General features: G+C 71.9%; 18 protein-coding genes. All 18 read left to right on the top strand.

The features are described from left to right. The first annotated feature begins 46 nt into the window (after positions 1-46). The 18 genes from AMK29_RS03780 to obgE all read left to right on the top strand — a co-directional run bounded on the left by AMK29_RS03780 (position 47) and on the right by obgE (position 25228). Positions 47-2668: a valine--tRNA ligase gene (locus AMK29_RS03780; RefSeq protein WP_073807390.1), complete on the top strand. Its 2622-nt coding sequence runs from the start codon at positions 47-49 to the stop codon at positions 2666-2668. Positions 2669-2816: 148 nt separating this feature from the next. After that, positions 2817-3959, top strand: coding sequence for a sensor histidine kinase (locus AMK29_RS03775; RefSeq protein ID WP_073808258.1), 1143 nt, complete (start codon positions 2817-2819; stop codon positions 3957-3959). Positions 3960-4032: 73 nt separating this feature from the next. Next, positions 4033-5541, top strand: coding sequence for a bifunctional tetrahydrofolate synthase/dihydrofolate synthase (folC, locus tag AMK29_RS03770; RefSeq protein ID WP_073807387.1), 1509 nt, complete (start codon positions 4033-4035; stop codon positions 5539-5541). A 5-nt stretch (positions 5542-5546) separates the two neighbouring features. Next, the gene (locus AMK29_RS03765; RefSeq protein ID WP_073807384.1) at positions 5547-5912 is read left to right on the top strand and encodes a DUF4233 domain-containing protein; all 366 of its coding nucleotides are present in this window, start codon (positions 5547-5549) and stop codon (positions 5910-5912) included. A gap of 65 nt (positions 5913-5977) precedes the next feature. Further along, positions 5978-6391, top strand: a complete 414-nt coding sequence (gene ndk, locus AMK29_RS03760) for a nucleoside-diphosphate kinase (protein WP_073807381.1) — start codon at positions 5978-5980, stop codon at positions 6389-6391. A 220-nt stretch (positions 6392-6611) separates the two neighbouring features. Then, on the top strand, positions 6612-7631 hold the full coding sequence (locus tag AMK29_RS03755; protein WP_017239313.1) for a rod shape-determining protein: 1020 nt from the start codon (positions 6612-6614) through the stop codon (positions 7629-7631). A gap of 60 nt (positions 7632-7691) precedes the next feature. Then, positions 7692-8702 (top strand): rod shape-determining protein MreC, encoded by a 1011-nt coding sequence (mreC, locus tag AMK29_RS03750; RefSeq protein ID WP_073807378.1) that lies wholly within the window; start codon positions 7692-7694, stop codon positions 8700-8702. Then, positions 8699-9367: a rod shape-determining protein MreD gene (gene mreD, locus AMK29_RS03745; protein ID WP_073807376.1), complete on the top strand. Its 669-nt coding sequence runs from the start codon at positions 8699-8701 to the stop codon at positions 9365-9367. The genes mreC and mreD overlap by 4 nt, the downstream gene beginning before the upstream one ends. A gap of 19 nt (positions 9368-9386) precedes the next feature. Then, positions 9387-11573 carry a penicillin-binding protein 2 gene (gene mrdA, locus AMK29_RS03740; RefSeq protein ID WP_073807373.1) on the top strand — a complete coding sequence of 729 codons (2187 nt, stop codon included), beginning with the start codon at positions 9387-9389 and terminating at the stop codon, positions 11571-11573. A 4-nt stretch (positions 11574-11577) separates the two neighbouring features. Beyond that, a complete protein-coding gene (rodA, locus tag AMK29_RS03735) occupies positions 11578-12777 on the top strand; it encodes a rod shape-determining protein RodA (RefSeq protein WP_073807370.1) in 1200 nt (399 codons plus the stop codon). A 19-nt stretch (positions 12778-12796) separates the two neighbouring features. Continuing rightward, positions 12797-14311, top strand: coding sequence for a CYTH and CHAD domain-containing protein (locus AMK29_RS03730; RefSeq protein WP_073807367.1), 1515 nt, complete (start codon positions 12797-12799; stop codon positions 14309-14311). A gap of 52 nt (positions 14312-14363) precedes the next feature. Next, positions 14364-16292: a TIGR03960 family B12-binding radical SAM protein gene (locus tag AMK29_RS03725; RefSeq protein WP_073807364.1), complete on the top strand. Its 1929-nt coding sequence runs from the start codon at positions 14364-14366 to the stop codon at positions 16290-16292. Between the two features lie 74 nt (positions 16293-16366). Continuing rightward, a complete protein-coding gene (locus tag AMK29_RS03720; RefSeq protein ID WP_143202882.1) occupies positions 16367-17812 on the top strand; it encodes a hypothetical protein in 1446 nt (481 codons plus the stop codon). A 122-nt stretch (positions 17813-17934) separates the two neighbouring features. Then, a complete protein-coding gene (locus AMK29_RS03715) occupies positions 17935-18726 on the top strand; it encodes a TIGR03936 family radical SAM-associated protein (protein WP_073807359.1) in 792 nt (263 codons plus the stop codon). Between the two features lie 233 nt (positions 18727-18959). Continuing rightward, on the top strand, positions 18960-22847 hold the full coding sequence (locus AMK29_RS03710; RefSeq protein ID WP_073807356.1) for an Rne/Rng family ribonuclease: 3888 nt from the start codon (positions 18960-18962) through the stop codon (positions 22845-22847). Positions 22848-23092: 245 nt separating this feature from the next. Then, complete coding sequence (gene rplU, locus AMK29_RS03705; protein ID WP_015033583.1) at positions 23093-23413, top strand: 50S ribosomal protein L21; 321 nt, start codon at positions 23093-23095, stop codon at positions 23411-23413. A gap of 13 nt (positions 23414-23426) precedes the next feature. Next, positions 23427-23681, top strand: a complete 255-nt coding sequence (gene rpmA, locus AMK29_RS03700) for a 50S ribosomal protein L27 (RefSeq protein ID WP_073807354.1) — start codon at positions 23427-23429, stop codon at positions 23679-23681. A gap of 107 nt (positions 23682-23788) precedes the next feature. Beyond that, positions 23789-25228, top strand: a complete 1440-nt coding sequence (gene obgE, locus AMK29_RS03695; RefSeq protein ID WP_073807351.1) for a GTPase ObgE — start codon at positions 23789-23791, stop codon at positions 25226-25228. Positions 25229-25372 lie beyond the last annotated feature (144 nt).

The following is a 25372-nucleotide window of genomic DNA, read 5'->3' as shown; positions in this document are numbered from 1 at the left end:
ACCAAAGCGTTTCAGGACGAGGCTGGGACACCCCTAAACTGGCCCCGTGACCGAGAACACTCAGCAGCAGACAGCGCCCATCACCGAACTGCCGACCCAGTACGCGCCGGCCGAGGTAGAGGGGCCGCTGTACGAGCGCTGGGTAGAGCGCGGGTACTTCGAGGCGGACGCGAAGAGCGAGAAGCCGCCGTACACGATCGTCATCCCGCCGCCGAACGTCACCGGCTCGCTCCACCTGGGCCACGCCTTCGAGCACACCCTGATCGACGCCCTCACCCGCCGCAAGCGCATGCAGGGCTTCGAGACGCTGTGGCAGCCGGGCATGGACCACGCCGGCATCGCCACCCAGAACGTCGTCGAGCGCGAGCTCGCCAAGGAGGGCAAGTCCCGCCACGACCTGGGCCGCGAGGCGTTCGTCGAGCGCGTCTGGCAGTGGAAGGCCGAGTCGGGTGGTCAGATCTCCGGCCAGATGAAGCGCCTGGGCGACGGCGTCGCCTGGTCCCGTGAGCGCTTCACCATGGACGAGGGCCTGTCCCAGTCCGTCCAGACCATCTTCAAGAAGCTCTACGACGACGAGCTGATCTACCGCGCCGAGCGCATCATCAACTGGTGCCCGCGCTGTCTGACGGCCATCTCGGACATCGAGGTCGAGTACCAGGACGACGACGGCGAGCTCGTCTCCATCCGCTACGGCGAGGGTGACGACTCCCTGGTCGTCGCCACCACCCGCGCCGAGACGATGCTCGGTGACACGGCCGTCGCCGTCCACCCCGACGACGAGCGGTACAAGCACCTGGTCGGCAAGCAGATCAAGCTGCCGCTGACCGACCGTACGATCCCGGTCGTCGCCGACACCCACGTCGACCCCGAGTTCGGCACCGGCGCCGTCAAGGTGACCCCGGCCCACGACCCCAACGACTTCGAGATCGGCCAGCGCCACGACCTGCCGAACCTCGCCGTCATGGACGAGCGCGCGGTCATCACCGTCCACGGCCCCTTCCAGGGCCTGGACCGCCTGGAGGCCCGTTCCGCCATCGTCGCCGCCCTGCGCGCCGAGGGCCGGATCGTCGCCGAGAAGCGCCCGTACGTCCACTCCGTCGGCCACTGCTCGCGCTGCAAGACCACCATCGAGCCGCGTCTGTCGATGCAGTGGTGGGTCAAGGTCGGGCCGCTCGCGAAGGCCGCGGGCGACGCCGTCCGCGACGGCAAGGTCAAGATCCACCCGCAGGAGATGGAGAAGCGGTACTTCGACTGGGTCGACAACCTGCACGACTGGTGCATCTCGCGCCAGCTGTGGTGGGGCCACCGCATCCCGGTCTGGTACGGCCCGAACGGTGAAGTGGTCTGCGTCGGACCGGACGAGCAGCCGCCGACGGGCGAGGGCTGGCACCAGGACACGGACGTCCTGGACACCTGGTTTTCCTCCGGCCTGTGGCCGTTCTCCACGCTCGGCTGGCCCGAACGGACCGAGAGCCTCGAGAAGTTCTACCCGAACTCGGTCCTGGTCACCGGCTACGACATCCTCTTCTTCTGGGTCGCCCGGATGATGATGTTCGGTCTGTACGCGATGGACGGCACCCCGCCGTTCCACACCATCGCCCTGCACGGCATGGTCCGTGACCAGAACGGCAAGAAGATGTCGAAGTCCTTCGGCAACGTGGTCAACCCGCTGGACTGGATGGACGAGTACGGCTCCGACGCCGTCCGCTTCACCCTGGCCAACGGCGCCAACCCGGGCGTCGACGTCCCGATCGGCGAGGACTGGGTCAAGGCCTCCCGGAACTTCGCCAACAAGATCTGGAACGCCACGCGCTTCGCGCTGATGAACGGCGCGACGGTCGAGGGCCCGCTGCCGGACGCCTCCGAGATGTCGGCGACGGACCGCTGGATCCTGTCCCGGCTCAACAAGACGGTCGCCGAGGTCGACGCCTACTACGAGGACTACCAGTTCGCGAAGCTCGCCGACGCCCTCTACCACTTCGCGTGGGACGAGGTCTTCGACTGGTACGTCGAGCTGTCGAAGACCACCTTCTTCGCGGGCGGAGAGCAGGCCAAGGTCTCCGGCCGGGTCCTCGGCGAGGTCCTGGACGTGATGCTGCGGCTGCTGCACCCGATCGTCCCGTTCGTCACCGAGACGCTGTGGACCACCCTGACCGGCGGCGAGTCCGTCGTCATCGCGGACTGGCCCACCGACTCGGGCTTCCGCGACGAGGCCGCCGAGAAGGAGATCGAGCTGGTCCAGCGGGTCGTCACCGAGGTCCGCCGGTTCCGGTCGGACCAGGGCCTCCAGCCCGGCCAGAAGGTCCCCGCACGTCTGGACGTCACCGGCACCGAGCTCGCCCCGCACGAGGCCGCCATCCGCCAGCTGCTGCGCCTCCAGCCGGAGGGCGAGGGCTTCTCCGCCACCGCCTCCCTGCCGGTCGCCGGCGCCACCGTCGCGCTCGACCTGTCGGGCACGATCGACGTGGAGGCCGAGCGCAAGCGTCTGACGAAGGACCTCGCGGCCGCCGAGAAGGAGAAGGCCCAGGCGCACGGGAAGCTCGGCAACGAGGCCTTCCTCGCCAAGGCCCCGGACAACGTGGTCGAGAAGATCCGGACCCGCCTCGCCAAGGCGGACGAGGACATCGCCCGCATCGAGGCCCAGCTGGCGACCCTGCCGCAGGCCTGATCCGTACGGCGGAAGGGCCCGGAACCGATCCCCGGTTCCGGGCCCTTCCCCTGTGCCCGGACCCCCGGGGGACGAAGTGCCCGATGTCACAACAGACGGGACTTCAGGTCCTCGGCGTCGGGACGAAAGACCTTGGATGATGGAAGGCATGCCCCGCCTCCCCACCGTCCCCGCGCTGCGCCGTCGCGTGGACCGGTGGGCCAGCACCCCCCGCGCCCTCGACGTCGTCGCCGCGCTCAGCGCCTTCGGCCTCATGTGCCTGGACGTGCCCGGACTCGCCCGCGCCGACAACTCCCTGACCGGCGTCACCGCCACCCTGGTCCTCGCCGCCGGCGCGGCCACCCTGGTGCTCCGCCGCCGGCTGCCGTGGCTCCCGTACCTGGTGGCGCTCGGGCTCCTCGGCTGGCTGCACGAGCTGACCATGGTCCAGTTCGCGCTCTACTCCATCGGCCGGTACCGGGGGCGCCGCGCCGCGATCGTCGCGACCCTGCTCTACGTCGCCGTGGTTTACGCGCTCTTCCACACGCCCGGCTGGCCCGCCCGGCACGGCGACACCCTGAGCGACTTCCTGAGCCTGGTCGTCCCGATCGGCGTCCTCGCTGCGGGCGTCGGCGTCGCCGCGTACCGACAGGACCTCGTCCGCGCCCTGGAGGTCCAGCGGCGCGAGGCGGCCGCCCGGCAGGCCGTCCAGGAGGAGCGGATCTCCGTCGGCCGGGACGTCCACGACCTGGTCGGCCGCGAGCTCACCGTCCTCGCGGTACGGGCGGAGGTCCTCGCCGTACGGGCCAGGGGAGAAGGGCACCACAAGGACTTCGAGGAGCTCGCGGACACCGCCCGGCGCGCCCACCTCATGCTCAACGAGACGATCGTGCGCCGCGCCGACCGGGAGGGCGCGGGCACCCCCGGCCTCGAAGGACTCGCCGCCCTCGCGGGGGAGAGCGAGCGGATGGGCAGCCCGGTGGAACTGGCGGTCGCCCAGGAGGCCAAGGCGCTGTCACCGCTCCGGCAGGCGGCCGTCCACCGGGTCGTCCAGGAGTGCCTGACGAACGCGGCCAAGCACGCGCCCGGCCTGCCCGTGACGGTCGCGATCACCGTGGAGGGCCCCGACCTCCGGATCTCGGTGCGCAACCCGCTGCCCAGGACCCCGCCGGACCCGGCCCCGGTGTCGACCGGCACCGGCCTGTTCTCCATGGGGGAGCGGGTCACCAGCATGGGCGGCACGCTCACGGCGCGCCGGGAGGACGGCGGCTACGTGGTCACGGCGCTCCTCCCGACGGGCCTGGACCGCTGATCCGACGCGGCTCGCCCACCGGCCCGACCCGCCTCGCCGCCGCCGTGTCGGTACCCGTCCGTAGACTGGCCTCGTGAGTGAGCCCCGCGACCCGTCCGACACGCCCGACGCCTTCGACGACATCGTCGAATCCGAAACCACCCGCGACCCCGACCTGGCGGTGATCGAGGCCGGCAGCCGCACCCTGCGCACCCAGGCCGGACCGCCGCAGGGCGACCCCGTGCCGAGCCGCCCGGAGGACCCGGAGCTGGACAAGGCGCTGCGCGAGGTCGAGACCGAGCTGTCCACCCGCTGGGGCGAGACCAAGCTGGAGCCCTCGGTCACCCGGATCGCGGCCCTGATGGACGTGCTCGGCGAGCCGCAGCGCGCGTACCCCTCGATCCACATCACCGGCACCAACGGCAAGACGTCGACGGCCCGCATGATCGAGGCGCTGCTCGGCGCCTTCGAGCTGCGCACCGGGCGGTACACCTCGCCGCACGTGCAGACCATCACCGAGCGGATCAGCCTGGACGGCGCCCCGATCTCCGCCGAGCGGTTCATCGAGACGTACCAGGACGTCAAGCCGTACGTGGAGCTGGTCGACGACCGCGAGGAGTACCGGCTCTCCTTCTTCGAGGTCCTCACCGGAATGGCGTACGCGGCCTTCGCGGACGCCCCGGTCGACGTGGCCGTCGTCGAGGTCGGCATGGGCGGCACCTGGGACGCGACGAACGTCATCGACGCCTCCGTCGCCGTCGTCACCCCGATCGACCTGGACCACACCGACCGGCTCGGCGGGACGACCGCCGAGATCGCCGGCGAGAAGTCCGGGATCATCAAGCAGGGCGCGACCGTGATCCTGGCCCAGCAGCCGGTGGACGCGGCGCAGGTCCTGCTGAAGAAGGCCGTCGAGGCGGACGCCACCGTCGCCCGCGAGGGCATGGAGTTCGGCATCGTCTCCCGCGAGGTCGCGGTCGGCGGCCAGCTCCTCACCCTGCGCGGCCTCGGCGGCGAGTACGACAACGTCTTCCTGCCGCTGCACGGCGCCTACCAGGCGCACAACGCGGCGGTGGCCCTCGCGGCGGTCGAGGCCTTCTTCGGGATCGGCGCCGACCACGCCAGGACCCTGGACCTGGACACGGTCCGCACGGCGTTCGCCCAGGTGGCCTCCCCGGGCCGGCTGGAGATCGTCCGCTCCTCGCCGACGGTGCTCCTGGACGCCGCGCACAACCCGCACGGCGCGCGGGCGACGGCGGAGGGCGTCAGCGAGGCCTTCGGCTTCTCGCGGCTCATCGGCGTGGTCTCCACGAGCGGTGACAAGGACGCCAGGGGGCTCCTGGAGGCCTTCGAGCCGATCTTCGCGGAGGTCGTCGTCACCGCGAACTCCAACCCGCGGGCCACGGACGTGGACGCGCTGGCCGCGATCGCGGTCGAGGTCTTCGGCGAGGACCGGGTCGTGGTCGAGCCACGGCTGCCGGACGCCATCGAGGCGGCCATCACCCTCGCGGAGGAAGAGGCCGAGTACGGCGGCGCGGGCGTCCTGGTGACCGGTTCGATCTTCACGGTCGGCGACGCCCGGCTGCTGCTGCGAAGGGGCTGAATCGGATGCGCACGCTCTGTTCGTCGACGCTCATCGGCGAGTTCTTCGTGATCGGCTTCGCCGGGCTCGTCGCCATGAAGGACGACAGCCTCGCGATGTCCACCGTGTGGTGGGTCTGCGGGGTCGCGATGGTCTTCTCGGTGCTGCTGTGCGGGATGGTCACCCGCCCCGGCGGGGTGCAGCTCGGCTGGGCCCTGCAGATCGGCCTGGTCCTCAGCGGCTTCTTCGTCCCGACCATGTTCTTCCTCGGCGCGGTCTTCGCCGGTCTGTGGTGGGCCTCGGTGCACTACGGGCGGCGCATCGACGAGATCAAGGCGCGCTGGGCCGAGCAGCAGACCGCCGGGGCTTCGGCAGGGCCTGACGCTGCGTGATCGTGGGCCGTGCGGGGCCTGTAGCCTCGGAGTCCCGCACACCGCTTTTCCGAAGGAGTTCCCCCGTGAGCCAGCGCACGCTCGTCCTGCTCAAGCCCGACGCCGTCCGCCGTGGCCTGGTCGGCGAGATCATCGGCCGCATCGAGCGCAAGGCCGGCTGGAGCCTGGCGGCCCTGGAGCTGCGTGAGCTGGACCAGGAGACCCTGGAGCAGCACTACGGCGAGCACAAGGGCAAGCCGTTCTACGAGCCGCTGATGGGCTTCATGTCCTCCGGTCCCGTCGTCGCGCTCGTCGTCGAGGGCGAGCGGGTCATCGAGGGTGTACGCCAGTTGGCCGGTCCGACCGACCCGATCGCCGCGGCCCCCGGGTCCATTCGGGGTGATTTCGGCACGATCGTCCGGGAGAACCTGATCCACGCCTCCGACTCGGAGGAGTCCGCCGCCCGCGAGCTGAAGATCTTCTTCCCCGGTCTTGCCTGACCGGTGCTGACCGGGCGTCAGCCGAACGCAGGACCCTGTGGGGCGACCGAAGGAATTTCGGTCGCCCCCAGGCATATGAACGCCGATCGCGGGAACGGATCGCCGCGTCCTGCCGTCACCTGTACAGAGGTGGACCACCGCGCGGTATCCGGGCGGGCGGCACTACGATGGAAAACTCCACGCCGCACCACCCTCAGCCATGGGAATCAAGGGGAACTCTATGTCGTTCATCGGCCGTGACATGGCTGTCGACCTCGGGACCGCCAACACGCTGGTGTACGTGAGGGGTCGAGGCATCGTTCTGAACGAGCCGTCCGTCGTCGCCATCAACACCAACACCGGCGGCATCCTCGCGGTCGGCGCGGAGGCGAAGAAGATGATCGGCCGGACCCCCGGCAACATCGTCGCCGTCCGGCCACTGAAGGACGGCGTCATCGCCGACTTCGAGATCACCGAGCGGATGCTCCGCTACTTCATCCTGAAGATCCACAAGCGTCGCTACCTGGCCCGCCCGCGCGTCGTCGTCTGCGTGCCCTCCGGCATCACCGGCGTCGAGCGCCGCGCCGTCATCGAGGCCTCCACGCAGGCCGGCGCCCGCCAGGTGCACATCATCGAGGAGCCCATGGCGGCGGCCATCGGCTCGGGCCTCCCCGTCCACGAGGCCACCGGCAACATGGTCGTCGACATCGGCGGCGGCACCACCGAGGTCGCGGTCATCTCCCTCGGAGGAATCGTCACGGCACAGTCGATCCGGGTCGCCGGCGACGAGTTGGACAACGCGATCATCCAGCACATCAAGAAGGAGTACTCGCTCCTCCTCGGTGAGCGCACCGCCGAGCAGATCAAGATCACCATCGGCTCCGCGTACGACCTCGACAAGGACGAGCACACCGAGATCCGGGGCCGCGACCTCGTCTCGGGTCTCCCCAAGACCGTGGTCATCTCCGCCGCCGAGGTCCGCAAGGCCATCGAGGAGCCGGTCAACGCCATCGTCGACGCGGTGAAGACGACCCTCGACAAGTGCCCGCCGGAGCTCTCCGGTGACGTCATGGACCGCGGCATCGTTCTCACGGGTGGCGGCGCCCTGCTGCGCGGCCTCGACGAGCGTCTCCGCCGGGAGACCGGCATGCCGATCCACATCGCGGAGGACCCGCTGGACTCGGTGGCGCTCGGCTCCGGCAAGTGCGTCGAGGAGTTCGAGGCCCTCCAGCAGGTCCTGGACGCCCAGCCGCGCCGCTAGCACCACCGCACCACCGCACAGCCGAGAACCGAACCACGAGGAAAGGCACGGCCGCCGCACGTGAGGGACACACGAGAGAGCCGGCTGCTCCTGGTGCTGCTGATCGCCATCGCGTTCGCACTGATCACGGTGGACATCCGCGGCGGCCAGGAGTCACCCGTCGACGGTGCCCGGCAGGCCGCCGCGGCGGTCTTCGGCCCGGTCGAGAACGGTGTGGCGGCCGCCGTCGACCCCGTCGGCAACGCCATAGGGGCGGTCCGGGACTCCGGCGAGCGGCACACCCGGATCGCCGCCCTGGAGAAGGAGAACGCCGAACTCAAGGCCGAGCTCGGCAGCGACGACCGCAACCGCAACCGGCTGCGCGAGCTCGACTCCATGCTCAGGACCGCCGGCGCCGGACAGTACGGGATCAAGGGCGCCCAGGTCATCGCCATAGGAGCGGCCCAGGGCTTCTCCTGGACGGTCACCATCGACATCGGCGCGCGCGACGGCGTCCAGCGGGACATGACCGTCCTCAACGGCGCCGGGCTCGTCGGCCGCGTCACCACCGTCGGCCCGTCGACGGCCACGGTCCTCCTCGCCAACGACCCCGACTTCACCGTCGGCACCCGGATGGAGAAGACCGACGAACTCGGCTTCGCCACCGGCCAGGGCGACCAGCCGCTGCTCGTCCAGCTCCTCAACGGCAAGGCCAAGGTGAAGGCCGGCGACCGGCTCGTCACCTTCGGCTCCAGCGGCGACAAGCCCTTCGTGCCCGGCGTGCCGGTCGGCGAGATCGTCCGCGTCGACCCGGCGGGCGGCGGCCTCACCCGTAACGTCTACGTCCGCCCGTACGTCGGCTTCACCAAGCTCGACATCGTCGGCGTCGTCGTCCAGGCCCCCCGCTCCGACCCGCGCGACATGGTCCTGCCGCAGAAGCCCAAGCCGGCGCCGACCGTCACGGTCACGGTCACACCACCGCCACCGGACGGACAGCAGCCGAACGCCGAGCAGCAGAACCAGGGTCAGAAGCCGGACCAGGGACAGAACCAGCAGGACCAGGGCCAGGACCAGGGGGACGCGACACCGTGAAGTTCAACCGCATCCTCCTCTCCGCGACGCTGATCGTGGTCGCCCTCGTCGTCCAGGTCTCCGTCCTCGCCCGGCTCCAGCTCCCCGGCGCCGTCCCCGACCTGGTCCTGCTCACCGTCGTCGGCCTCGCCCTCGTCTACGGACATGTCAGCGGCGCGCTCATCGGCTTCACCGCCGGCCTCCTCGCCGACCTGGCCCCGCCCGCCGACCACGCCGCCGGCCGCTACGCCCTCGTGCTCTGCGTCGTCGGCTACCTCGTCGGCCTGGCCCGCCCGGAGAACGGCCGGCTGACCTCCGCGTCCGGCCCCATGGCCGTCGTCGTCGCGGCGGCCGTCGGCTCCACCCTCCTGTACGCGGGCGTCGGCGCCCTCGTCGGCGACACCGCGGCCCGCCACGTCGGCCTGGGCTTCCTGCTGTTCACGGCGGCCGTGTACGACCTGCTCCTCGCGCCGTTCACGGTGCCGCTCATCATGGCGCTGGCCCGCCGCGCGGAGAACGACCCGCTCGCCGACGCCGGGGGCGGCGGCGGCACCGACGTCGCCTCCGGCTGGCTCTCCTCCGGCACCGGCCTGAGGATCGGCACCCAGCGCGGCGGCCTGCGCGTCAAGGCCGCCCGGAACCGCGCCTCACGGGCCGGACGCATCAAGGGAGTCAAGCGACTGTGACCGAGGGGGCACCGGCGGTATGAGCAACATCCCCGAGACTGGGCGGACCCCCCGGGTCCAGATCCGGCTCGTCGTCATCCAGATCCTCGTCTTCTCCCTGCTGCTGACCCTGGGGGGCCGGCTCTGGTACCTCCAGATCCGCAACGGCAAGGAGTACACGGACGAGGCGAAGAACAACCACGTCCAGCAGGTCGTCCAGCCCGCCGTGCGCGGCGCCATCCTGGACGCCCGCGGCGTGCCGCTCGCCGACAACGAGACCCGGCTCGTGGTCTCCGCGTCCCGCACCGAGCTGATGAAGATGAAGGACCGGGGCAAGACCGTCCTGACCCGGCTCGCCGGCGTCCTGGAGATGAAGCCCGAAGACGTCATCAACAAGATCCGGCTCTGCGACTCCAAGACCCCGAAGCCCTGCTGGAACGGTTCGCCCTACCAGCCGATCCCGGTCACCGACGAGGCCACCACCCAGCAGGCCCTGACCATCCGTGAGAGCTCCGAGGACTTCCCCGGCATCACCGCGGAGCCCACCGCCGTCCGCCGCTACCCCGCGCCCGCCAAGGCCCGCACCTCGCAGGTGCTCGGCTACCTCTCGCCCGTCACCGACGGGGAGATCGAGAAGGCCAAGGACACCGACTCGCCGTTCCTCCGCTCCGACCAGGTCGGCCGCTCCGGCATCGAGCGGACGTACGACAAGGAACTGCGCGGCAAGGCGGGCGTCACCCGCTACGAGGTCGACAACCTCGGCCGCGTCATGGGCCAGACGAAGTCCGACCCGGGAGTGGCCGGCTCGACCCTCGTCACCAGCATCGACGCCCGGGTCCAGGCCGTCGCCGAGTACGAGCTGAACGCGGCGATGAAGGTCGTCCGGGGCGAGACCGACAAGATCACCGGCCGCAAGTACGAGGCCGACGCCGGCGCCGTCGTCGTCATGGAGACCAAGACCGGCCGTGTCGTCGCGATGGCCTCCCAGCCCGACTACGACCCCAACGCCTGGGTCGGCGGCATCTCCGCCAAGGACTACGCCGCGATGACCAGCAAGGGGTCCAACTACCCGCTGCTCAACCGCGCCATCCAGGGCCAGGCCCCGGCCGGCTCCATCTTCAAGGTCGTGTCGGCGAGCGCCGCCGTCCGCGCGGGCTACGACTTCGACGACAAGTACAACTGCAGCAGCTCCTACAGCCTCGGCAGCCGCAGCTTCGCCAACTTCGAGTCCCAGGGGCACGGCCCCATCACCCTCGGCGAGGCCCTCAAGTTCTCCTGCAACACCGTCTTCTACGCCCTCGGCCACAAGGAGTGGCAGCGCGACGGCGGGATCAAGCCCCACAAGGACGCCCACGACTGGTTCTACACGACCGCCCGCGACTTCGGACTCGGCTCCGAGACCGGCATCGACCTGCCCAACGAGGTCACCGGCCGGATCCCCGACCGCAAGTGGAAGCAGAACTTCTGGGAGGCCAACAAGGACTCCTGGTGCAAGCAGGGCAAGAAGGGCGGCACGTACGTCGAGCAGATCGCCTACGAGAGCTGCCTCGAAGGCAACCAGCTGAAGGCGTACGACAGCATCAACTTCGCCATCGGCCAGGGTGACGTCCTCGTCACGCCCATCCAGATGGCCACCGCCTACGCCGCCATCAGCAACGGCGGCACCCTCTTCAACCCCACCGTCGGCAAGGCCGTGATCAGCCCGGACGGCAAGTCCATCCGTGAGATCAAGCCCACGGCCCACGGCAGGCTCCCGGTCGGCGCCCAGACGATCAGCGACCTCGACAAGGGCCTGCGCTCCGTCGTCGAACCCGGCGGCACCGCCGCCTGGCGCTTCGGCGGCTGGCCCCAGGACAAGATCCCGATGCGGGCCAAGACCGGCACCGCACAGGTGTACGGCAAGCAGACCACCTCGTGGCTGGCGACCTACACCGACGACTTCACCATCGTCATGACGATCTCCCAGGGCGGCACCGGCTCCGGCGCCTCCGGCCCCGCCGTGCGCAACATCTACGACGCCCTCTACGGCCTCGACGACTCCGGCGCCCAGGACCTCAAGCGGGCCCTGCTGCCGAAGCCGCAGACGACCCTGCCCAAGGTCAACGCCGACGGCACCATCGACGCCCCCGAGATCAAGCCGTACGACCCGAAGTCGCAGCTGGTGGACCCGGCCGAGAACGGGGGAGCGGCGCCGCTCGCCGGCCCGCCTCCCCACCTGAGGGACTGACACGATGACGACCCGCACGAGCTTCTCCGTCTCCCGGTACGCCCCCGACCGCGGACCCGTCGCACGGCTCACCGCCCGGGACTCCGTGCTGCGCCGGCTCGACTGGCCGATGCTCCTCTCGGCGCTCACGCTCTCCCTGCTCGGCGCCCTGCTCGTCTGGTCCGCCACCCGGGGCCGCACCGAGCTCAACCAGGGCGACCCGTACTACTTCCTCTTCCGCCACCTGCTCAACACCGGCATCGGCCTCGTCCTGATGATCGGCACGATCTGGCTCGGCCACCGCACCCTGCGCGGCGCGGTCCCCGTGCTCTACGGCCTCTCGATCGTGCTGATCCTCGCCGTCCTCACCCCGCTCGGCGCCACCATCAACGGCGCCCACGCGTGGATCGTGATCGGCGGCGGCTTCTCCCTCCAGCCCAGCGAGTTCGTGAAGATCACGATCATCCTGGTCATGGCGGTGCTGCTCGCCTCCAAGGTCGACGCCGGCGACCAGATCCACCCCGACCACGGCACCGTCGCCAAGGCCCTCGTCCTGGCCGCGCTGCCCATGGGCATCGTCATGCTGATGCCCGACCTCGGCTCGGTCATGGTCATGGGCGTCATCGTGCTCGGCGTGCTGCTCGCCTCCGGCGCGTCCAACCGCTGGGTCCTCGGCCTGATCGGCGCGGGCATCGGCGGCGCCGTCCTCGTCACCGCGCTCGGCATGCTCGACGAGTACCAGATCAACCGCTTCGCCGCCTTCGCCAACCCCGAGCTCGACCCGGCGGGCGTCGGCTACAACACCAACCAGGCACGCATCGCGATCGGCTCCGGCGGCCTCTACGGCGCGGGCCTGTTCAAGGGCCACCAGACCACCGGCCAGTTCGTCCCCGAGCAGCAGACCGACTTCATCTTCACCGTCGCGGGCGAGGAGCTCGGCTTCGTCGGCGCCGGCTTCATCCTCGTCCTCCTCGGCGTCGTCCTCTGGCGCGCCTGCCGCATCGCCCGCGAGACCACCGAGCTCTACGGCACGATCGTCGCGGCCGGCATCATCGCCTGGTTCGCCTTCCAGTCCTTCGAGAACATCGGCATGACCCTCGGCATCATGCCGGTCGCGGGCCTGCCGCTGCCGTTCGTCTCCTACGGCGGCTCGTCGATGTTCGCGGTCTGGGTGGCGATCGGACTGCTCCAGTCGATCAGGGTGCAGCGCCCCATGACGGCGTGACGGCGGCTAGATTCGAGGTATGGCCGAGACGAAGCGCGAGATCGAGCGGAAGTACGAAGCCACCGGAGAGACTCCGGTACCGGACCTGACACGGGTCTCCGGAGTCTCCGCGGTCGTGGACCGGGGCGTCATGGAACTCGACGCCGTCTACTACGACACCCCCGACCTCAGACTGGCCGCCGACGCGCTCACCCTGCGCCGCCGCACCGGAGGCGACGACGCCGGCTGGCACGTCAAGTTCCCCGTCACCTCCGGGATCCGCGACGAGGTCAGGGCGCCGCTGGCCGACACCCTCCCGGGTGAGCTGGCGGAGCTGCTGCGGTCCAGGGTCCGCGGCGACGAGGTGGTCCCCGTCGTCCGGCTCCGCTCCGCGCGGGACGTCCGCCACCTCGTCACCGAGGACGGCACCCTCCTCGCCGAACTGTCCGTCGACACCGTCCACGCCGAACGGCTGCCGGGGGGCGCGGAGGCCACCTGGACCGAGATCGAGGTGGAACTCGCCGACGACACCGACCCGGCCGTCCTCGACGCCGTCGAGAAGCGGCTCCGGAAAGCCGGCATCCGCCCCTCCGCCTCCGCCTCCAAACTGGCCAGGGCACTCACCGAGACCGGCCCGGGCCCCCGGCCGGCGGCCACCCCCGGCACGCCCGGCACCGCCGGAGCCGCCGTCCTCGCCTACGTCCGCGAACAGACCGACGCGATCGTCACCTACGACCCGGCCGTGCGGCGCGACCTCCCCGACGCCGTGCACCAACTGCGGGTCGCCTGCCGCCGGATGCGCAGCGCCTTCAAGACGTACCGGCGCGTCCTCGACCGGAATGTCACCGACGCGCTCGGCGAGGAACTGAAATGGCTCGCCGGAGAGCTCGGCGTCGCCCGCGACCAGGAAGTCCTCGACAAGCGGCTCCGCGCCCACGTCACGGAGCTGCCCGACACCCTCGTCCTCGGCCCCGTCAAGGCCCGGCTGCGCCACCGGGACGCCGCCCGCGGCGGCCACGCCCGGCGACAGGCGCTCGCCGCCCTCGACTCCCCCCGGTACCTCGCCCTCCTCGACGGCCTCCACGCGCTCCTCGCCGACCCGCCCCTGCGCAAGGCCGCCGGGCGGGACGCGGGGAAGGTCCTCGCCCGCGCCGTCCGCAAGGACCACGAACGGCTCGCCGGCCGGGTCGAGCACTCCCTCTCCCTCGCCCCCGGGCACGACCGCGACCTCGCCCTCCACGAGGCCCGCAAGGCCGCCAAGCGCGCCCGGTACGCGTCCGACGCGGCCCGCCCCACCCTCGGCAAGCCCGCCAAGCGCCTGTCGAAACGCGTGAAGGGAGTCCAGTCCGTCCTTGGTGAACACCAGGACGCCGTCGTCGCCCGCGCCGCTCTGCGCGAGCTCGGTCTCCAGTCCCACGGCTTCGGCGAATCGGCCTTCACCTGGGGACTTCTCTACGGACGCGAGGAGGCCGCCGCCGCGGCGGCCGAGCGGGAACTCCCCGAGGTCTGGGCCCGCGCCTCGGCCCCGAAGCTCACGGCGGCTCTGACCCGCTGAGCACCGGGGTACGCTTGAGAGTCGCCCCCCTGCCAGCTCACGAAGGTTCGAGATGTCTGCTGCCGAGTCTGTCTTCCCGCAGCTCGAAGCTCTGCTCCCGCACGTGCAGAAGCCGATTCAGTACGTCGGTGGAGAGCTGAACTCCACGGTCAAGCCGTGGGAGTCCGCCGACGTCCGCTGGGCGCTGATGTACCCGGACGCGTACGAGGTCGGCCTGCCCAACCAGGGCGTCATGATCCTGTACGAGGTGCTGAACGAACGGGAGGGTGTCCTCGCCGAGCGCACCTACAGCGTCTGGCCGGACCTCGAGGAGCTGATGCGGGAGCACAAGGTCCCCCAGTTCACCGTGGACAGCCACCGGCCCGTCGGCGCCTTCGACGTCTTCGGCCTGAGCTTCTCCACCGAGCTCGGCTACACCAACATGCTCACCGCCCTGGACCTCGCCGGCATCCCCCTGGAGTCGAAGGACCGGACCGTCGACCACCCCATCGTGCTCGCGGGCGGCCACGCCGCCTTCAACCCCGAGCCGATCGCGGACTTCATCGACGCGGCGATCATCGGCGACGGCGAGCAGGCCGTCCTCGACATGACCGAGATCATCCGCGCCTGGAAGGCCGAGGGCAGGCCGGGCGGCCGCGAGGAGGTCCTCTTCCGCCTCGCGAAGACCGGCTCGGTCTACATCCCGCGTTTCTACGACGTCGAGTACCTGCCGGACGGCCGCATCGGCCGTGTCGTGCCCAACAGGTCCGGCGTGCCGTGGCGGGTCTCCAAGCACACCGTCATGGACCTCGACGAGTGGCCGTACCCCAAGCAGCCCCTCGTGCCGCTCGCGGAGACCGTCCACGAGCGCATGTCCGTCGAGATCTTCCGCGGCTGCACCCGCGGCTGCCGTTTCTGCCAGGCCGGCATGATCACGCGCCCCGTGCGGGAGCGAAGCATCACCGGCATCGGCGAGATGGTCGAGAAGGGTCTCAAGGCCACGGGCTTCGAGGAGGTCGGCCTCCTCTCGCTGTCCTCCGCGGACCACTCCGAGATCGGTGAGATCGCGAAGGGCCTCGCGGACCGCTACACGGAGGACAAGGTCGGTCTGTCCCTGCCCTCCACCCGCGTCGACGCCTTCAACGTGGACCTGGCCAACGAGCTGACCAGGAACGGACGCCGTTCCGGCCTCACCTTCGCCCCCGAGGGCGGCTCCGAGCGCATGCGCAAGGTCATCAACAAGATGGTCTCGGAGGAGGACCTCATCCGGACCGTCTCCACCGCGTACGGCAACGGCTGGCGCCAGGTGAAGCTGTACTTCATGTGCGGCCTGCCGACGGAGACCGACGAGGACGTCCTCCAGATCGCCGACATGGCGATGAACGTGATCGCCGAGGGCCGCAAGGTCTCCGGCCAGAACGACATCCGCTGCACCGTCTCCATCGGCGGCTTCGTCCCGAAACCGCACACCCCCTTCCAGTGGGCCCCGCAGCTCTCCGCCGAGGAGACCGACGAGCGCCTGCGGAAGCTCCGCGACAAGATCCGCGGCGACAAGAAGTACGGCCGCTCCATCGGCTTCCGCTACCACGACGGCAAGCCCGGCATCGTGGAGGGCCTCCTCTCCCGCGGCGACCGCCGCCTCGGCGCGGTCATCCGCGCGGTGTACGAGGACGGCGGCCGGTTCGACGGCTGGCGCGAGCACTTCTCGTACGACCGCTGGATGGCCTGCGCCGAGAAGACGCTGCCGTCCGTGGGCGTCGACGTCGCCTGGTACACGACCCGCGAGCGCACCTACGAGGAGGTCCTGCCCTGGGACCACCTGGACTCCGGTCTCGACAAGGACTGGCTCTGGGAGGACTGGCAGGACGCCCTTGACGAGACCGAGGTCGAGGACTGCCGCTGGACCCCGTGCTTCGACTGCGGCGTCTGCCCGCAGATGGACACCCACATCCAGATCGGTCCGACGGGCAAGAAGCTGCTGCCGCTCTCGGTCGTGAAGTAAGCCGATCGGGCAGCACTCGGGAGACGGCCCGGCGCGGGGTGAACCCTGCGCCGGGCCGTTGCGTCATTTCCGGCATGAGCATGGAGAACCCGCCGCCGCCGGCACTGATCCGCATCCCGGTCCGGATCGTCGTGCTCCTCGTCGTCCTGCCGATCCGCATGGCCTGGGACGCCCTCACGGCCGCGGCGCGCCTCCTCGACCGCAGCCTCCTCCGCCCGGCGGGCCGCGGCCTGGCGCGGCTCCTCCACCACACGGTGACCCGGCCGGCCCGCTGGCTGTACCGGTGGGTGCTCGCGCCGGTCGGCCGGGGGATCACGTGGGTGCTCACCGGTACGGGCCGGGGGCTGGCGTGGGTGTTCACGCGGGTGGGCCGCGGTCTCGCGTGGGTGCTCACCGGTACGGGCCGGGGGCTGGCGTGGGTGTTCACGCCGGTGGGCCGCGGTCTCGCCTGGGTGTTCACCGGTGTCGGCCGCGGTCTCGCCTGGGTGTTCACCGGTGTCGGCCGCGGTCTCGCCTGGGTCCTCACCGGTGTCGGTCGCGGCCTGGCCTGGTTCTTCACCGGCCTGGGCCGGGGCCTCGCCGTCACGGGCGGGTGGCTGTGGTCCGGTCTGTCGGTCGCCGGCCCCTGGCTGGGGAAGGCGCTGTTCGTCCGGCCGTGGGTGGGCCTCTGGCGGTTCGTGATCGTGCCGGTCGCGCGGTACGGGATCGCCGTCCCCGCCGGGTGGCTGTACCGCCACGTCCTCGCCCCGCTCGGCACCGTCTCCCTGTTCCTCCTGGAGAAGCTCCTCCTCGTGCCGGTCGCCGCCCTCTTCCGGTACGTCCTCGTCCCGCTGTTCCGGTACGGGGTCGCCCTTCCCGCCGTCTGGCTGACCCGCCGCGTCCTGAACCCGCTCGGCCACGGGATCCGCCGGGTCCTCGTCCAGGCCGGACGGGGTCTCGGCTGGTTCCTCCCCCGGCTCGGCGGTGGCCTCGCGGCCGTGCTGGCGTGGTCCGGCAGGGCGGTGTTCGTGTGGCCGTGGGTGGGGCTCTGGCGTTACGTGATCGTGCCGGTCGCGCGGTACGGCTTCGCCGTCCCCGCCACCTGGCTCTGGAGGCGGGTCCTCGTACCGGTCGCGCGGGAGGTCCGCGACGCCCTCGCCATCTGCTGGCGGGTCGCCGGGTTCCTCTCCAGGGCCCTCGGCCGGGCCCTCAAGTGGGTCGCCTGGAACCTCGTCGGCCGGCCCGTGGCCTGGGCCTGGACGCAGGTCGTCCGGCCGGTCGGGCACTGGGTCCGCCACAGCGTCTGGGCACCGGCCCGCAGGGCCGCCGTCGAAGCCGGGCGGGCGGCCAGGGATGCCCTCGCCACCGCCCGCGCCACCGTGCGGGAGGCCCGCAGGGACGCGTGGCGCGCCCTGGTCGCCGGAGCACGGATGACGGAGCCCGGGGAACCGCAGGTGGCCCGGGCGCGTACTCTGGGTAGTACAACGAACGTCCCCGGCGCGGCGCCCGCCCCCGAGATCTCCCCGCGAAAGTGGGGGTGAACCGGGCGGGACCCCCGGGGCGACCCGGACATCTCGTGGACGGCGCCACCAGCGTCGCCCCGCACCGAGGAGAAGAACCACTGGGCAAGCGACAGCCCGAAGGCCCGCCGCCCGCACCGGCGGTGCAGCGCATCCGACTGCGCTACACCAAGCGCGGCCGCCTCCGGTTCACCAGCCACCGTGACTTCCAGCGCGCCTTCGAGCGCGCCCTGCGCCGTGCCGAGGTGCCCATGGCGTACTCGGCCGGCTTCACCCCGCACCCCAAGGTGTCGTACGCCAACGCCGCCCCGACGGGCACGGGCTCCGAGGCCGAATACCTGGAGATCGCCCTCACCGAGACACGCGACCCGGAGACGCTGCGGGTCCTGCTCGACGAGTCCCTCCCGGCCGGCCTCGACATCACCGACGCCGTCGAGGCCCGGACCTCGGGCCTCGCCGACCGGCTCACCGCCTCCGTGTGGGAGCTGCGACTCGAAGGCGTCGACGTCGAGGACGCGCGGAAGGCCACCGAGGCGTTTCTCGCGGCCGAGACCGTGGAAGTACAGCGCAAGACCAAGAACGGCGTCCGCACCTTCGACGCCCGTTCCGCGGTCACCGAGCTGACGGCGACCCGCCCCCCGGGTGATCCCCAGGGTGATAGGCCGCTGGACAGCGCCTGTGCGATACTGCGGCTGGTTGTTCGGCACGTGACACCTGCCGTGCGACCCGACGACGTCCTGTCCGGTCTCCGAGCTGTGGCCGACCTGGCGCCGCCGGTCCCCGCAGCGGTGACCAGGCTGGCGCAGGGGCTCTTCGACGAGGAGTCCGGCACGGTGACCGACCCGCTCGCGCCCGACCGCGAGGCAGTCACGGCCGCATCAACCACGGCCGCCGCGACCGCCTCTGCGACGGCGCCGGGTGCCGGCATCGCGTAAGGAGCGGTCGTCGTAGCGCAGCCCTGGTACTCGGGAGCCACCTGGGTCGGGCCGCGCACAGACCAGAAGACTTTCGCCAGGCCGTCCGCACAGGGCGTACGGAACCGGCGAGCCAGACATAGAGCTCCCGTGCGGCGCCCGCGCCCCGGACGGCGGCACCGCGCCACAGGCGCGACCGTGCCGCCGGACCGGAACCAGGCGCGGCGCCCGGGAGCGTGACGGGAGAACCCCGCATGCTCGAGTCCAACGAAGACACCACCGCCCCCGGTGACAAGCTGCCGCCGCGCCGCAGGCGCCGCGCCGCTTCCCGCCCCGCCGGTCCGCCGGTGACGGGCGAGGCCACCGGTTCCGCCGAGACCGCGGAGGCCCCGGCCCCCGCCGTGGAGACCGCCCCGGCCCCCGAGGCCGAGGCCGCACCCGCGCCGCGGACCCGCCGCCGGGCCACCCGCAAGGCCACCGCGCCCGCCGCGGAGACCACCGCGCCGGCCGAGACCCCGGAGCCGGTCGTGGAGACCGCCGCCGTGGCCGAGGCCGCGGAGGAGGCCCCCGAGGCCGCTCCCGCCCGTCCGCGCCGCCGCGCCACCCGCAAGGCCACCTCGCCGGTGACCTCTCCGGCCGCCGCCGAGGAGAGCCAGGAGGCCGCGGAGCCCGCGCAGGCCGTGGCCGCCGAGGCCGTCGCGGAGGAGGCCCCCGAGGCCGCGCCGCCGGCCCGCACCCGCCGCCGGGCCACCCGTAAGGCCACCGCCCCGGCCGGCGCGCCCGCCGCCGAGGAGCCCGTGGCCCCGGCCCCCGCCGCCGAGCCGGCCGCCGAGGCCGCCGAGGCCGCGGAGGAGACCGCCGCGCCCGCCCCGCGCACCCGCCGCCGCGCCACCCGCAAGGCCACCTCGCCCGAGGCGACCACCGAGGCCGCTGCCGCCCCTGAGGCCGCCGCCCCCGAGGCCGCCGGCGAGTCGCTCCCCGCGGCCGCCGTCGCGCAGATCGCCGCCGACGAGGCCGAGGTCACCGCCGCCGAGACCGCCGCCACCCGTGGCCGCGGCCGCCGCCGCGCGACCTCCCCGCAGTTCACCGCCGAGCCGGCCCCGGCCCGCGAGCCGCGCCGCGCCGCGCGTCCCTCCGTCGCCGTCTTCCAGGCCCCGGTCTTCACCGAGCCGATGTTCCAGACCCCGGAGACCGCCGCCGCGGCCGCCGCCGCCGTCGTGGCGGAGCCGGAGGACGAGGAGCTGACCGAGGCCGACGAGACGGCCGAGACCGTCGAGGCCGAGGCCGTGGAGGCCCCCGAGCCCGCCGAGCGCGCCGAGACCGGCTCCCGCCGTCGCCGCCGTCGCCGTGGCGAGCCCGTCGCCGTCGAGCCCGTCCCGGCCACCGTCGCCGACGAGCCCGAGGTCGAGGCCGCGGCCGACGAGGCCGAGGAGTCCGACGAGACGGACGAGTACGAGGACCGTCCGTCCCGCCGTCGCCGCCGTGGTGGCCGTCGCCGCCGTCGCGGCGAGCTCACCGAGGTCGAGGAGACCGAGGAGGGCGAGGAGCCGCGCTCCGACGAGTCCGAGGACACCGACGAGACCGAGGAGCACGACGAGGAGCAGGACGAGGCCGAGGCCTTCTCCGGCGGCTCCAGCAGCTCCCGCCGTCGCCGTCGCCGCCGCCGTCGCAGCGGGGACGCCGCCGCCGACGTCGAGGGCGCCGACGAGGAGGGCGTCCGTACGGTCGTCAAGGTCCGCGAGCCCCGCCCGGCCCGCGAGAAGGCCGAGCCCGGCACCGGGGCCGACGAGGTCCAGTCCATCAAGGGCTCGACCCGCCTGGAGGCCAAGAAGCAGCGCCGCCGCGAGGGCCGCGAGCAGGGCCGCCGCCGCGTCCCGATCATCACCGAGGCCGAGTTCCTCGCCCGCCGCGAGGCCGTCGAGCGCGTCATGGTCGTCCGCCAGAACGGCGAGCGCACCCAGATCGGCGTCCTGGAAGACAACGTGCTCGTCGAGCACTACGTCAACAAGGAGCAGGCCACCTCGTACGTCGGCAACGTCTACCTGGGCAAGGTCCAGAACGTGCTGCCGTCCATGGAGGCCGCCTTCGTCGACATCGGCAAGGGCCGCAACGCCGTCCTGTACGCCGGCGAGGTCAACTTCGAGGCCCTCGGCATGGGCAACGGCCCGCGCCGCATCGAGACCGCCCTCAAGTCCGGCCAGTCGGTCCTCGTCCAGGTGACGAAGGACCCCATCGGCCACAAGGGCGCCCGCCTGACCAGCCAGGTCTCGCTGCCCGGCCGCTACCTCGTGTACGTGCCCGAGGGCTCGATGACCGGCATCAGCCGCAAGCTCCCGGACACCGAGCGCGCCCGCCTCAAGACCATCCTCAAGAAGATCGTCCCCGAGGACGCGGGCGTCATCGTGCGCACCGCCGCCGAGGGCGCGAGCGAGGACGAGCTGCGCCGCGACGTCGAGCGACTGCAGGCGCAGTGGGAGGACATCCAGAAGAAGGCCAAGAGCGGCAACGCCCCGACGCTGCTCTACGGCGAGCCGGACATGACCGTCCGGGTCGTCCGCGACATCTTCAACGAGGACTTCTCCAAGGTCATCGTCAGCGGTGACGAAGCGTGGGAGACCATCCACGGGTACGTCCACCACGTCGCCCCGGACCTGACCGACCGCCTGTCCAGGTGGACGAGCGAGGTCGACGTCTTCGCGACGTACCGGATCGACGAGCAGCTCATGAAGGCGCTGGACCGCAAGGTCTGGCTGCCGAGCGGCGGCTCGCTGGTGATCGACAAGACCGAGGCGATGATCGTCGTCGACGTCAACACCGGCAAGTTCACCGGCCAGGGCGGCAACCTCGAGGAGACCGTGACGAGGAACAACCTCGAAGCGGCCGAGGAGATCGTCCGTCAGCTGCGGCTGCGCGACCTCGGCGGCATCGTCGTCATCGACTTCATCGACATGGTCCTGGAGTCCAACCGCGACCTGGTGCTGCGCCGCCTCCTGGAGTGCCTTGGCCGTGACCGGACCAAGCACCAGGTGGCCGAGGTCACCTCGCTGGGTCTGGTCCAGATGACCCGCAAGCGGGTCGGCCAGGGCCTCCTGGAGTCCTTCTCCGAGACCTGCGTCCACTGCAACGGCCGCGGTGTCATCGTGCACATGGAGCAGCCGACCACCGCCGGTGGCGGTGGCGGCGGCAAGCGCTCGAAGAAGCGCGGCCGCGGCGGAGCCGAGCACGTCCACGAGCACGAGCACGAGCACGCCGAGGCCCCCGAGACCGACGTCGAGACCCTGGTCGAGACCGAGGCCGAGGTCGCCGCCGAGCTGGCCGCCCCGGTGGCCCTGCCCGAGCCGATCGCCGCCGACGAGGAGCTGTACGGCTCCGTCGCCGAGGCCGAGGCCGCCGCCACGCGCGGTCGTGGCCGTCGTCGGGCCACCCGTAGGGTGTCCGCGCCGGCCGCCGCCCGGCCGGTCGTGGAGACCGAGTCGGTCGAGTTCGAGGCGAAGCCGCAGCCCGTCGCGGCGCCGGAGCCGGTCGTGGAGCCGGAGCCGGTCGCGGCCGAGGAGCCCGCCGTGGCGCCCGAGCCGGTCGCCGAGCCGGTGGCCGAGGAGACCACGGCCCCGGCCCCGCGCGGCCGTCGCCGTGCCACGCGCCGGGCGACCTCCCCGGTCGTGTCGACCACGGAGCCGGCCGCCGAGCCGACCGTCGTCGTCGAGCCGGTCGTGACCGAGCCGGTCGCCGCCGAGCCGGTCGTCGAGGCCGCGCCGGAGCCGGTCGTGGAGCCGGTCGCCGAGCCCGTCGTCGAGGAGGCCCCCGTGGCCGCCCCGCCGCGTGCCCGCCGCCGGGTGGTCCGCAAGGCCACCGCGCCCGCCGGTTCGCCCTCGGGCGCCGAGGAGGCCGCCGTCGTCGTGGTGACCACGGCTCCGGCCGAGGCCGCCGACGCGCCGACCGAGGCCCAGCCCGCCGACGAGGCCGAGCCCGCCCCCGTCAAGAAGACGGCGGCGCGCAAGACCGCGGCGAAGAAGGCCACGGCCAAGAAGGTCGCCACCAAGAAGACGGCGGCGACCAAGAAGACCGCGGCGAAGAAGACCACCGCCAAGAAGGCCCCGGCGAAGAAGGCGGCGGAGAAGACCGCCGCCCCCGCCCAGGACTGACCGGCGGGTGCGGGCCGCCTCCGTGGGACGGGGGCGGCCCGCACCGCTCGGGCGAATTTGACCCTCCGTGGCAGCCGCCCGTAACCTAGACCGTCGGCGTGTCTATCGGCGCGCCGCGCCTCTGAGCACCTCCCTCCCGCTCGTCGGGAGAGGCCGCTCGTCCGATTCCGGAACGCCGCGGGCCCTCGGGTCCGTGTGAGCGGCTGGCTTCAGAGGTTTCGATCCCGAGTGAGAGAGAGATCCGCGTGTACGCCATCGTGCGCAGCGGTGGTCGCCAGCACAAGGTTGCTGTCGGCGACATCGTTGAGGTTGACAAGATTTCCACTGCCAAGGTTGGCGACACGGTCGAGCTCTCGACCCTGCTCGTTGTCGACGGCGACGCCGTGACCAGCGACCCGTGGGTCCTGGCCGGCATCAAGGTCACGGCCGAGGTCGTGGACCACCACAAGGGCGCCAAGATCGACATCCTGCGCTACAAGAACAAGACCGGCTACCGCCGTCGCCAGGGTCACCGTCAGCAGTACACGGCGATCAAGGTCACCGGTATCCCCGCGGCTGCGAAGTAAGAGGGACTGAGACATGGCACACAAGAAGGGCGCATCGTCCACCCGGAACGGGCGCGACTCCAATGCCCAGCGGCTCGGCGTGAAGCGCTTCGGCGGTCAGGTCGTCAACGCGGGTGAGATCCTGATCCGCCAGCGTGGCACCCACTTCCACCCCGGCGCGGGCGTCGGCCGTGGCGGCGACGACACGCTGTTCGCCCTGCAGGCCGGTTCGGTGCAGTTCGGCACCCACCGTGGCCGCAAGGTCGTGAACATCGTTCCGGTCGCCTGATCGGATCTTTGCGGAGGCGGACCTCACTTCCCGGACGGGAAGCGGGTCCGCCTTTCGCGTGTTACTAGATAGACATTCCACCCAGAAGTAACTGGAGGCACAGAACCATGACCACCTTCGTGGACCGCGTCGAGCTGCATGTCGCCGCGGGTAACGGAGGCCACGGCTGCGCCTCCGTTCACCGGGAGAAGTTCAAGCCGCTCGGCGGACCCGACGGCGGCAACGGCGGCCGTGGCGGCGATGTGACCCTGGTCGTCGACCAGGCCGTCACCACGCTCCTCGAATACCACCACTCGCCCCACCGCAAGGCGACCAACGGGCAGCCCGGCGCCGGTGACAACCGCTCCGGCAAGGACGGCCAGGACCTGGTCCTGACCGTGCCCGACGGCACCGTCGTCCTCGACAAGCAGGGCAACGTCCTCGCCGACCTGGTCGGCCAGGGCACCACCTTCGTCGCGGGCCAGGGCGGCCGCGGCGGCCTCGGCAACGCCGCGCTGTCCTCGGCGCGCCGCAAGGCCCCCGGCTTCGCGCTCCTCGGCGAGCCCGGCGAGGCGCGGGACATCGTCCTGGAGCTGAAGACCGTCGCCGACGTGGCCCTCGTCGGCTACCCGAGCGCCGGCAAGTCCTCGCTCATCTCGGTCCTCTCGGCCGCCAAGCCGAAGATCGCGGACTACCCCTTCACCACCCTCGTGCCCAACCTGGGCGTCGTCACGGCCGGTTCGACCGTGTACACGATCGCCGACGTGCCGGGTCTGATCCCGGGCGCGAGCCAGGGCCGCGGCCTGGGCCTGGAGTTCCTGCGCCACGTCGAGCGCTGCTCGGTCCTGGTGCACGTCCTGGACACCGCGACGCTGGAGTCCGACCGGGACCCGGTCACCGACCTCGACATCATCGAGGAGGAGCTCCGGCAGTACGGCGGCCTGGAGGACCGGCCCCGGATCGTCGTCCTCAACAAGGTCGACATCCCCGACGGCCAGGACCTCGCGGACATGATCCGCCCGGACCTGGAGGAGCGCGGCTACCAGGTGTTCGAGGTCTCCGCCGTGGCCCGGCTCGGCCTCAAGGAGCTCTCCTTCGCCCTCGCCGGCATCGTCTCCGAGGCGCGCGCCGCCAAGCCGCAGGAGGAGGCGACCCGTATCGTCATCCGCCCGAAGGCCGTCGACGACGCGGGCTTCACGGTCACGTACGACGAGGCCGAGGAGGTGTACCGGGTGCGCGGCGAGAAGCCGGAGCGCTGGGTCCGCCAGACCGACTTCAGCAACGACGAGGCCGTGGGCTACCTGGCCGACCGCCTCAACCGCCTCGGCGTCGAGGACCAGCTGATGAAGGCCGGTGCCCGCGCGGGCGACGGCGTCGCGATCGGCTCCGAGGAGAACGCGGTCGTCTTCGACTGGGAGCCCTCGATGATGGCCGGCGCCGAGATGCTCGGCCGCCGTGGCGAGGACCACCGTCTCGAAGCCCCGCGTCCGGCGGCGCAGCGTCGCCGCGACCGCGAGGCGGAGCGGGACGACGCGCAGCGCGAGTTCGACGAGTTCGACCCGTTCTAACAGCGTCGGCCGGCGCTCACGGGCCGTCCCCGGCTTCCCGGGGCGGACGGCGTGGGAACCGGCCGCCGTCGGCGTTCACACGGCCGGGCACCCTCGGGTGCCCGGCCGTCTCCGTGCGCGCTCCGGCCACCCGGAGGCCGTCCG

Source organism: Streptomyces sp. CB02261 (assembly GCF_001905665.1).
Classification (GTDB): Bacteria; Actinomycetota; Actinomycetes; order Streptomycetales; family Streptomycetaceae; genus Streptomyces.
This window is presented reverse-complemented; position numbering and strand designations above follow the sequence as displayed.

Bases quoted from the DNA above. Each gene is read 5' to 3' on its own strand.
- AMK29_RS03755 (WP_017239313.1), top strand. From the start codon at position 6,612: ATGTCGTTCATCGGCCGTGACATGGCTGTCGACCTCGGGACCGCCAAC.
- rodA (WP_073807370.1), top strand. From the start codon at position 11,578: ATGACGACCCGCACGAGCTTCTCCGTCTCCCGGTACGCCCCCGACCGC.
- rpmA (WP_073807354.1), top strand. From the start codon at position 23,427: ATGGCACACAAGAAGGGCGCATCGTCCACCCGGAACGGGCGCGACTCC.
- AMK29_RS03720 (WP_143202882.1), top strand. From the start codon at position 16,367: ATGAGCATGGAGAACCCGCCGCCGCCGGCACTGATCCGCATCCCGGTC.
- obgE (WP_073807351.1), top strand. From the start codon at position 23,789: ATGACCACCTTCGTGGACCGCGTCGAGCTGCATGTCGCCGCGGGTAAC.
- AMK29_RS03765 (WP_073807384.1), top strand. From the start codon at position 5,547: ATGCGCACGCTCTGTTCGTCGACGCTCATCGGCGAGTTCTTCGTGATC.
- AMK29_RS03710 (WP_073807356.1), top strand. From the start codon at position 18,960: ATGCTCGAGTCCAACGAAGACACCACCGCCCCCGGTGACAAGCTGCCG.
- AMK29_RS03730 (WP_073807367.1), top strand. From the start codon at position 12,797: ATGGCCGAGACGAAGCGCGAGATCGAGCGGAAGTACGAAGCCACCGGA.
- AMK29_RS03775 (WP_073808258.1), top strand. From the start codon at position 2,817: ATGCCCCGCCTCCCCACCGTCCCCGCGCTGCGCCGTCGCGTGGACCGG.
- AMK29_RS03725 (WP_073807364.1), top strand. From the start codon at position 14,364: ATGTCTGCTGCCGAGTCTGTCTTCCCGCAGCTCGAAGCTCTGCTCCCG.
- mrdA (WP_073807373.1), top strand. From the start codon at position 9,387: ATGAGCAACATCCCCGAGACTGGGCGGACCCCCCGGGTCCAGATCCGG.